Source organism: Methanosarcina sp. UBA411, assembly GCF_002495725.1.
Lineage (GTDB): Archaea > Halobacteriota > Methanosarcinia > Methanosarcinales > Methanosarcinaceae > Methanosarcina.
The window spans coordinates 206,888-217,071 of sequence record NZ_DAGK01000031.1 but is presented as its reverse complement, the minus strand read 5'-3'; the positions used below and the strand labels follow the sequence as shown (position 1 = coordinate 217,071).

Genomic DNA, 10,184 nt, shown 5'->3' with positions numbered 1-10,184 from the left:
ACTCGGGTGACGGAACTCGGGCGTTAAAACATTTTCTCGAAATACATATACCCTCTCTCTTCTTTCTGGAAAGTGAAACCGTGCTTGAGATACATGTCTATCGCTTTCATGAGGGTTGAATCAGTTTTAAGGATCGCGCCTGAGCAGCTTTTTTCAGCAAAATCGAGAGCAGTCCTGAAGAGCTGTTTTCCGTAGCCTTTGCTCCTGAAGGCTTTTTTGAGATAAATGCGTCGGATTTCGCACAGGTTTCGATCAAGTTTTCGGACGCCTGCTGTGCCTACGACTTTATCGTCGACGATTCCCACGAAAAATGTGCCTCCGCTTCCAAAGTAATAATCGTTTATGTCATTGAGGTCGGCGTCTTTTAGCCTGTCGGGCTCAAAGCCATGCTCCATCAAAACTCCAAGTACAACGTCACAGACCTCTTCCTTTCTGGAATCATCGTATCTCTGGATTATCATTTTTTATTTCACTCCACAGCGGACAGTTCACTTCTTCTTTACCTGTCGGTCTTCAGTCTCTTTTTCAAGGGTTCGAGGTTGAAATTGCTCTGGGAATTGAGATATTTTTCCGGGTTTTTAAGGAAGTCCAGAGAAACGGTATAAAGTATCTCCGTGCCAGTGATAAGGATCTCTTCATCAATATCGAATGTACATGAGTGATTGATTTCCAGGATCTTTTTTTCCGGGTTTCGGTTACCCAGCGAAATGAAAATTCCTGGAACTTTCTGCAAATAACTTGCAAAATCTTCGGCGGCAAAGGTTTTTTCGATTTCAGGGTAGACTATAAGTTCAGGGAAACTCTCATGCAGCTTTGAATTTACAGCATCTGTAAACACAGGATCATTCACAAGAACAGGATAGCCGTGTAATATATCAAGTTCATAGTCAGGGAAGCCTGAAAATTCTTCTCCTGGCTTTGCGTATCTTTTTACTACCTCATCTAGGCATTCCTTTATTGTCCTATCAATAATGTCTGTAGTCTCCCTGTCAAAGGTGCGGTAACTTCCGAGAATCTCTACAGTATCAGGAATTCTATTGAACTGGGCTCCTCCTCGAATCCTTCCCACTCCAATAATATATTTATCCGACTCAAGCTGCTTTTCCAGGGCAGGGTAAAAGTTGCTCATAAAATCCATTGCCATTCGAACAGGATCAATGCAGCTTTCGGGCTTTGAGATATGCCCTCCTTTTCCCGTTAAGATAATTTCGAACCTGTTGGTACTTGCCATGAAAGGTCCGGGACGGAGCCCTACACTTCCGGATTCATGATTAGTAAAGATGTGCATGCCCATAACCGCGTCCACATCCTCAAGTCCCCCTTCGGCAATTACCCTCTCCGAACCTCCTGGTGGGATTTCTTCGGCGGGCTGGAAGATAAGGCGAACTTCTCCTGGAAAATCCAGATTTTCCTGAAACAGCCTTGCAGCCCCAAAAAGCATTGTCATGTGCCCGTCGTGCCCACAGGCGTGCATTACTCCCTCATTTCTGGAGATATACTCACTATTTCTTTCGGTTAATTCTTCCTGTACCTGCAATCCATCCGTATCTGATCGAAGTGCAATACAGGGGCCGGGTAACTTCCCCCGGATAGTTGCAAGTACGCCGGTATCCGCAATTTTTCTGGCTTCTATTCCCAGATCTCCAAGGATCTTCAGAATTCTCTTCTGGGTTTCATATTCTTCAAAACTGAGTTCGGGGTATCTGTGAAATTCGCGCCTGAGCTGTATAATCCAGGCTTCAATCGCTTCTGCACTCGGATTCTCTCTCAAAAGCATTCCCTCGGATGTTCTGCATTTGCAGTCTATTCCGTTTACTGATATGTAATCTTCACTATAATGTTATAGGACTTACGCACTTGACGTACAAAATCAAGCACATTCAGCTTTGTGGCTTGTTTAGTATTTTATACAGTTGGAGGTTTAATGTTATTGATTTCTCAGTTCAACCACGTAAGTCCTATGTTATTAGTACATTTTATTTTTTACAAGCATCATTTAGTAACTTTTATTTTACTGTGAGTTATTATAATCCTTCAGTATATCCATTCAGTATCTCTTACTCCGGGTATATATTATTCCATTTTGTTATGTTATTTACTCAAAAACCAAAATACCTGAAATTATATACCTGAATGGTATACAATACATTTTATGCTATTTATTATAATTATTAGGACTTACGCGCTTGACGTACAAAATCAAATGCAATAGACATCGATGTCAAAGGCGTGATTTATCCCGCTGAAGATTCATTGCTATTGATTCTCAGTTCAACCGCGTAAATCCTAAGATGATATGGATTATAATATTTCATTAAGTTGTAGGTGACATCTTCAATGTATTCAGATGAAATTGAGGTTAAAGAAGAAAAAAGCTCTATAACGTTTGAGACTGTTTTGTCCAATTTTTCTGCTGACTTAGAATTGAGAGAACAATTAGCTGAAGCCAGTATACTCATAATTCCTCACGAGATGAAATATGATGGAAGAACCAACATTTTTCCAGTTGGAACTGTTGAATTATATCGTTATTTTCTGAAAAATTCTCCAGATAACGTCATGATAAACATAGCAACAAAAGATGATGAATACTTAGAGTTAGCTCAACACAGCGCTTTAATTGAACTGGCGACTACTATTGCAGATGAGGCAGTTGCTTCGATATTACTGGGTTTGATTACAAATTATATATATGACACAATAAGGCAAGAAGGAAGTAGAGTTAAGAGCGAGATGGTAATAGTCAACAAAGATGGGAGTAGCACTTCAATTAAGTACAACGGTCCTGCAAAAGAATATTACGACACAGTACGTGAGATTTTAAAAAACAGATAAAATGTTGATGATGTCTATGAAAAGTGAAACACTGGTAGAAACAATTCAACGAAGTCATTTATTCGACCCATTAAGAGTTCAAGCAGGAAATTATAAAAGTAGAAGTTGCAATCTATTACCCGAAGAATATTGGACAAAACTTAAGCTAATCAAAAAAGACGCTGTTCTTGAATCCGACCAATTGACTGCAAAAACTGCTTGGTGTTTTGAGACCATCGGTGAAATTCAAGATACATTTGTATCGGCATATACTCATTTTCTCAACGGCGAGTTTTATAAAGGATGGGGTAAACTTGAGAGATGTGAGATTCTCATCGGCTTCTTGGATAGGCATTTTATAGATACAAATAATGACTATGGGATTGAATACATTCGTGTCCATGTGAAGAACTTTCAAGACCTTTTTCCATACCGACAATTTTTCAGTCCTAGTTTCCTTTTGAAGTTTAGTTGTTCTGTTTGCAATACACCGATTACACCTCGTAGTCAATGCCAGCACATTGTAGGGGAAATATATGATGGTGTGATGTGTACTAAGGTAGCTAGTAGTATTGTTAAGATTAACGAGATATCAATCGTAGAAAACCCAGTTCAAAAAAATTCAGTGGTGTTTGTAAATGGAGAAGATAACTACAACTACGATTCTGTGAGGTATGTGGTTAATAAACTGAACTCTCCTTGGCAACCGTGGAGCTATAAAAAATCTAAAAAACTAGTTACGAAATACAAAAACGTTGGTCGAAACGAATTATGTCCATGCGGTTCTGGAACAAAGTTCAAAAAGTGTTGTTTGGGTAAGAAAATTGAGACCGACCACTATGAATTAATATTTTAATAGGACTTACGCGGTTGAACTGATAAGTCAATAGCATTAAACCTTTAACTATATAAAACATAAGTTCAACTACAATGTCCAGTGTACTTGATTTTGTACTTCAAGTGCGTAAGTCCTAACATTATAAAGCCCGCAATTAAGGTTCCTAAATTCCGATTACACTCATAAGTACTCTTATAAACTCTATGAAGTACTCTTACAAGTTCCAGGGATGATGGTATAAATGCTCAAAACACGCCTGAGGGATTTTCTTGTCACGAAAGATAACTGGCTTTTTGCGGTTTCCGACTACTTCCGTAGTGATGGAATCCGCGCCACTCTCCGTTACGTTCCCGATGAGAACGGAGAGAGAGAGTTAAACGGAATTAGATATAAAAAATATGATTTCGGTCCGGCTTTTGAATTTATGAAGAAGCACAGGCCTGATTGGGTGCAGGATGTTCACGTAGTGCCTGAATCTGAGGTAAAACAGGTGCTTCATCCCTCTGATACGATTCCAAGGCTTGTAAATTCTGACAGCCGCGTAAGGGCAATCGTAAAGACTCTTGATATGGCCGGCATTCCCAGAACAAGTATGGGAGTTACGGGTTCTATGCTTGCAGGTCTCCAGAACGAGAGCTCGGATATTGACTTCGTCGTGTACGGCCCAGTATGGTTCAGGGCAAGGGATGCAATAAGCGCTGCAAAACAGCAGGAAGGGCCCATTGAAGAAATCGATGAGGAGATGTGGAAGAGAATCTACACCAAGAGAATTCCTGAAATTTCGTTTGACGAGTTCATGCTGCACGAGTCCAGAAAAGGCAACAGAGGTATGGTCGAGGGTACTTATTTTGATCTCCTTTTTGTAAGGGAATGGGATCAGATAAAAGAGCCTCTCCTGCGAGGAAAGGATACTGTCAAAATGAAAATCGAAGCCAAAGTTACAAATGCCGACTTTGCTTTTGACAGTCCTGCATATTATAAGGTCGAACACGATGAGATTGACCATGTTCTCTCATACACCCATACTTACGCAGGACAGGCGCTTCCCGGAGAACTTATAGAAGCCCGTGGTATCATCGAAGAAGTAGGAGGTCTCAAGAGGCTTGTTGTGGGTACCTCAAGGGAGCCAAAAGGAGAATGGATAAGATCTCTTACCTGGCTTGAGCAGTGTGGATATCGCTGAAAAAGAGAAACGCAAATTCAAGGAGATTTATGCTTCAGGTATTCGGGTCTAGATAATTTGTTCGAATTATCTCTTCTGTTTCCGGGTTATCTCTTTCTATTTGATATACCATATATAACCAGTAATTCAGTCATTAAAAAGGCTGTTTTAAGTCCTGGAGCTCTTTTTTTCTCTTCTTTTTCAATGTCTGATGAAGGAATTCCCTGTTTTTCATTGTCAGACGGCTTTCCCCCATTCAATGTCTGGTTTTCTCCTGTTCTGATTGAAGAAATTTCAATCGACTTAATATTCATTTCAGCGCTTGAAATTGCAAATGGAGAGAAACCCGGAGTTTCTGCGGTAAAGTAAAAGTAAACTTCATCTTCTCTAATGAGAGTTGTAGGTAGCGGGCTCCATTTCCCCTCACTGTAGCGGTATAGAGCTATGGTATTTTCACTGATTCCCTTTTCGGTAATCCATGTCTTTTTCACCCTGAAATTTATTTGAGCATTTTCAAAATTTTCAAGGCTTGAAAAAGCGCTATTTCCAATCCAGAGATTTACGTTTCTGTAGACAATTCCAGGAGCAGGCTCCTTAACAATAGAAGATGTGTTTTTTAGTATCTCTACTATAGCAGTTATTTTTCCGAAGTTTTTCTTCGGATTGAACTCCACAGTGACGATTTCATTATCTCCAGCTTTAAACGTAAAACATGTGTGAACTCCTTTGAAAACATGTTCATTTGCAATTTCCTTCAATTCTATATTTTTAATTGATTCTGGAGAGCTTGCAACTCCCCCACCTCCCCCACTTCCACTTCCTCCACTACTTTCACTTCCTCTGCTATTCCCACTTCCATCACTACTCCCATTTCCTCCATTACTTCCATCGCTTTCCCTACTTTCTACAGAGCTGGAGAGGTTTTCGGTCACAGTTATATATCCTATTTTTGTCCAAGTACTATCTCCATACGTACTATTAGTTGCCTTTAATGTAACATTGTAGGTTCCAGGGCTCCCATACGTATAAACAGGGTTTCTTTCATTTGAGTCAATTATTCCGTCTCCGTTAAAGTCCCAATCCCAGGAATCAGGATTGGGGGTAGATAAATCCGTGAACTGGACAATTAAGGGAGCAAGGCCCAGGAGAGGGATTGCAGAAAAGTTTGCTTCAGTCTGCGGGTAATTAACTATTACTTCTGAGTATCCTTTCACAGAGGCAGCAGGAATGGAATAAGCGGAAACTCTGCCCGACACTATAAAGTTTCCAGGCTCAGAATTCAAAGGCACAATCACGTTATATACAACTTTCTTTTTTTCCCCTGCTGTAAGATTGTCAACCCAGATCCATTCTAAAGTGGACTCTTTGAATGTGCTGCTTTCCTGAAAAGCAGCTCCATTGTTTTCTAACTGGCTTACCTGCCACCCACTAGGTAGATTTTCATCGAGAGCCAGGGCTTCAACATTCTGGTCTGTACTTATATGTACAACTACTGCAAAATTTTCGCCTGGATAAACCGTTTCGGCAGAGATTTCCCTGCTTGCTTCTATTGTGGCGGCTGAGGCAGGGAGGACTATTTTGGCAAACAGAAAAATAAGGATGAAAGCTGAAATAAGGCTTGAGAGCTTAATCCGGCTTTCAATCCTAAAGGCTATAAGATTCATAAGGATGGATCCTCAATTCTTTTCCAGATTCTTAATACCAATTAAACTCTCAAAACTTTAAAAAACTGTTACTTATGTAGTCGTGTATATTATTTATAACTGTCTTCTATCTTGTTGTTCTAAAAATCAAAAGTAGAATTATTACAGCTGGTATCTTTGAAAATTATAAATTGGAACGGGAGTCAGTTTAGGAGCTATTCAAAATCCGGAATCGATATTTTCTAAAGCCTTATAGAAATAGATTGAAGACAAGATAGATAACTTCAAACATAACTGAAGCTAAAGCCAAATATAAATAAAACAGTTGCCTATCATTCCTTTATGAAAATAAGGAAAAGTTACCTCTGGTTTATTCTGGTGTCATGCTTGATTTTAACCGCATCTGCGGCTTTCGTATATTCTGATTACACTTTCCCTCCTGATTTTATGGAAAGCACGGCTCAAGCAGCTCAGGCAAATGGGTCTGAGCCTTCAATTAATGGGATAGAATCCAGTTCAAGTACAGTTACCAAGGTACAAGCCTCAAATCCCCTGGAGATTCTTACAGCAGGTGCTCAGGCAATTGATTCAGGTACTGAGGTTACTATTTATAATGATAACCTTGCCCTCGTAAAGGAAAAGAGGGAACTCGAGCTTAATTCAGGAGTAAACAAGGTCGAATATACAAATGTTGCTGCTCTTATTGATCCGACCTCAGTAATGTTTGAGGATACGAAAAATAAAGACACTGTCGTACTGGAGCAGAATTATGAATACGATCTCGTGAGCAGTCAGGAACTCCTTAAGAAATTTCTTGATAAGGAAATTACTGTAACCGAAAAAGAAGGAGGTACATACACAGGGATTCTCATGAATTATGATGATTACGGAGGACTGGTGCTCAAGTTAAGTGACGGGAAAGTTGTAACTCTTTCCAATATCTCGAAAGTTGAATTTCCTGACTCTGCCGGTCTGCTTACAAAACCTACCCTTATATGGCAGGTCTACTCGCCAGCCGCAGGCAAGCGGAATGTCCTTACTTCCTATCTTACAGACGGGATGAGCTGGAAAGCAAACTACATCCTAAAGACCAGTGCGGATGATATGAAAGCCGATATCAAGGGTTGGGTTACTGTTAATAATAAAGCAGGAACAAGCTACGAGAATGCTAAACTGAAACTGGTAGCAGGGGAAGTCCACCGTGTAGTCAAACCTGCGCATATATCTAGAGATGAAGCTGTGACAGCAACAGCAGAAGAAACGTATGAAGGGGCAAAGGACAGCTTTGCTGAGGAATCCCTTTTTGAGTATCACCTTTATACTCTTGAAAGGCCGGCTACCCTCAGGAATAATCAGGTAAAACAACTTTCCCTGCTCTCTGTTGATTCCATACCTGTAGAAAAGGAACTCGTTTTTGATGTTTCAAAAAGCAATGACGTGCAGGCCGCCCTGAGCCTGAACAATTCAAAAGCAAACGGCCTTGGAATGCCCCTTCCTGCCGGAGTTCTAAGGGTATACAAAGCCGATTCAGAAGGCCAGCTCCAGTTCCTCGGGGAAGACAGCATAGAGCACACTCCAAAGGATGAAGAGGTAAAGGTTGTTATCGGAAATGCTTTTGATGTAACAGGCACAAGAACCCAGACCAGCTACAACAAAATCAGCTCGAATATCTGGAGAGAAAGTTACGAAACCGAAATCAAAAACCACAAATCTGAGCCCCAAAAAGTAAAAATCGTAGAACACTTCTACGGTGATTGGGAAATCACAGCCACTTCTGACCCATACGAGAAAAAAGATGCCTATACAGCTGAATGGGAGATAACCGTACCCGCAGATGGCTCAAAGAAAGTTACCTACACTGTAGAACGTAGTTACTAATCCAGAGACAGCAGCAAACTGCCAAATCTGGAGTCTATAAAACCATAGAGAGCACGGAAAATTCAATACAGCATCTCTAACCAAGGAAGGAACGAATGCATTGAAGAACTGTGCCTCTATTTTTTTATTTCGTATTTTTCGTGGATTTTTAACTGAAGTAATAGTTGATAAATCTTTTACAGTTGTTAGTTTTTTATTGTCGTATTGCAGTAAGGATGAGTTAATTGTGCATTATCAATTAACCCCATCCCTCCGTCTTCCTTTCTCTGAATATGATCAATTGAAATTGAACTTTTATGAATAAATCCGTTACATATTTTACATCGAAGTGCCTTTGGAAGAGCCTCTTTAATAAATATTGCAGATTTTGTACCGCTTGAAAACTCTTTGTCTTCAAGTTCTGGTTTCTTTTCAGCTTCAATTTTTAAATATTTAAATTTTGAATCTTTTATAATCTCATCAATAATTTGCTCTTCTGCTTTTCCTTCTAGCATTTTCTCGATGAGTAACAAAAAATAATCTCTCAAATGTTCATAACTATCCATAGCACTTCTATGTTTACGTACTATCTCCGGAATAAAGAAATCATATTTTAAGAGAAACTTTTCAAAATGATCACGAACTTTAATAAAATCTTTATATGAATCACGTTTCTCGAAGTCCAACATAAGAGATGTTATTGCAAAAAAAGAAGCCGTTTTATGGTTTCCATTATTTAGAGAATAAAAATACACAGCAGGGTGCAAGCCTAATGAAGATGGATGTATGCTGTTAATTCTTCGAGCAACTTTTCTACACTTTTTCAAAAACTCTATCGTTATAATTCCATTCATGTCGTCTTCTAAGTCGTTATTCTTTTCATCTTTTATTGCTACAGATGATGAATCTGCACTTTCATTTTTTATTTTTATTCCGTTTACTATATTAACAAAATTAAATATAAGACTCAAACTACTTGCTGAATTTATACTCCCTGCAATTGGTAAATCTAGTGTTTTAATTGGATAAGAAAGGATAGGAGTAAAAAGAAGATCATTGATTTCTTTTGCGATTGTTTGTATTTTTGACTGATTTTCCTCCGAAAAAGCTGACCAGTATTTATGTCCCTTACCGCTTCTTATTATAGCTCTTGCCGCAATACCATTTGGTTTTTTTCTAGTTTTCAATAGCAACAGTTCTGTTGGATTTATTGGGGAAGCTTGCTGATTAATTTTAAAAAACGAAGCTTCTGCTTTTTCAGAATTACCTTCAACCCACTGTAGTTGGATTGCAGAAACACCTAATGATTTACTTCTCTCAACTATTTTGTCATCTACTTTATCAGGGTGTTTGAGTGCTAATTTATAGTCTTTGAACGTGCCTATTTCTTTTCGAATATGAATCCTTGTTTGCTCTGCAACTTCAATTTGTTTCTCTGGGATGACACCGTCATAAAATAACTTGGAATACTCACCATCTCCATAATCATTATGAACCCAGGCAGCTAAAGCACTAATTCTATGAGCTCCATCTATGACAAAAATGGTGCCTCCTGCACTTCTCCACAAAATAATAGCTGGTATTAAGTCCCCATCAAGAAAGCTTTGAATAAAGTCACAAATTTTTTCTGAGTCCCACTCGTTAGTTTCTCTTTGAAAATCAGGCTTTCTTAATACTGGTAAGAAAAAAGAGTCTTCTTCTAAATCTCTAATGGAGAAAGTTGAACTCTTATTAATGCTAACATTAGTATTATCTTGTATTTCGAAATCTTCTCTCCGAATAATAGCATCCAAGTTTACTTTTGATGGCATAATACCTCCTTATATAATATTAATTATTATGCACTTAATAAATGTTTATAATTTGTCTT

8 protein-coding genes are annotated in these 10,184 nt (G+C 38.9%); 4 read left to right on the top strand and 4 right to left on the bottom strand.

Features of this window, described 5'->3' with window-relative positions; all coding sequences use genetic code 11:
- Positions 1-23: 23 nt before the first annotated feature.
- Positions 24-461 (bottom strand): GNAT family N-acetyltransferase, encoded by a 438-nt coding sequence (locus BP861_RS12135; RefSeq protein ID WP_292375873.1) that lies wholly within the window; start codon positions 459-461, stop codon positions 24-26.
- 38 nt (positions 462-499) lie between these two features.
- Complete coding sequence (locus BP861_RS12130) at positions 500-1,777, bottom strand: M20 metallopeptidase family protein (protein ID WP_292375870.1); 1,278 nt, start codon at positions 1,775-1,777, stop codon at positions 500-502.
- Positions 1,778-2,337: 560 nt separating this feature from the next.
- On the opposite strand from BP861_RS12130, the gene BP861_RS12125 reads away from it, so the two are divergent.
- From BP861_RS12125 to BP861_RS12115, 3 genes are all read left to right on the top strand, one after another.
- Positions 2,338-2,835: a hypothetical protein gene (locus tag BP861_RS12125; protein WP_292375869.1), complete on the top strand. Its 498-nt coding sequence runs from the start codon at positions 2,338-2,340 to the stop codon at positions 2,833-2,835.
- A 16-nt stretch (positions 2,836-2,851) separates the two neighbouring features.
- Positions 2,852-3,670: a YecA family protein gene (locus tag BP861_RS12120; protein ID WP_292375867.1), complete on the top strand. Its 819-nt coding sequence runs from the start codon at positions 2,852-2,854 to the stop codon at positions 3,668-3,670.
- A gap of 223 nt (positions 3,671-3,893) precedes the next feature.
- Entirely contained in the window at positions 3,894-4,835 is a 942-nt protein-coding gene (locus BP861_RS12115) for a nucleotidyltransferase domain-containing protein (protein ID WP_292375866.1), read from the top strand.
- A gap of 86 nt (positions 4,836-4,921) precedes the next feature.
- Here BP861_RS12115 and BP861_RS12110 read toward each other — a convergent pair whose 3' ends face one another.
- The gene (locus tag BP861_RS12110) at positions 4,922-6,478 is read right to left on the bottom strand and encodes a PGF-pre-PGF domain-containing protein (protein WP_292375864.1); all 1,557 of its coding nucleotides are present in this window, start codon (positions 6,476-6,478) and stop codon (positions 4,922-4,924) included.
- A gap of 321 nt (positions 6,479-6,799) precedes the next feature.
- Here BP861_RS12110 and BP861_RS12105 point away from each other — a divergent pair, with 321 nt between their 5' ends.
- A complete protein-coding gene (locus BP861_RS12105) occupies positions 6,800-8,335 on the top strand; it encodes a DUF4139 domain-containing protein (protein ID WP_292375862.1) in 1,536 nt (511 codons plus the stop codon).
- A gap of 185 nt (positions 8,336-8,520) precedes the next feature.
- Here BP861_RS12105 and BP861_RS12100 read toward each other — a convergent pair whose 3' ends face one another.
- Positions 8,521-10,125, bottom strand: a complete 1,605-nt coding sequence (locus tag BP861_RS12100; RefSeq protein ID WP_292375860.1) for a GmrSD restriction endonuclease domain-containing protein — start codon at positions 10,123-10,125, stop codon at positions 8,521-8,523.
- Positions 10,126-10,184 lie beyond the last annotated feature (59 nt).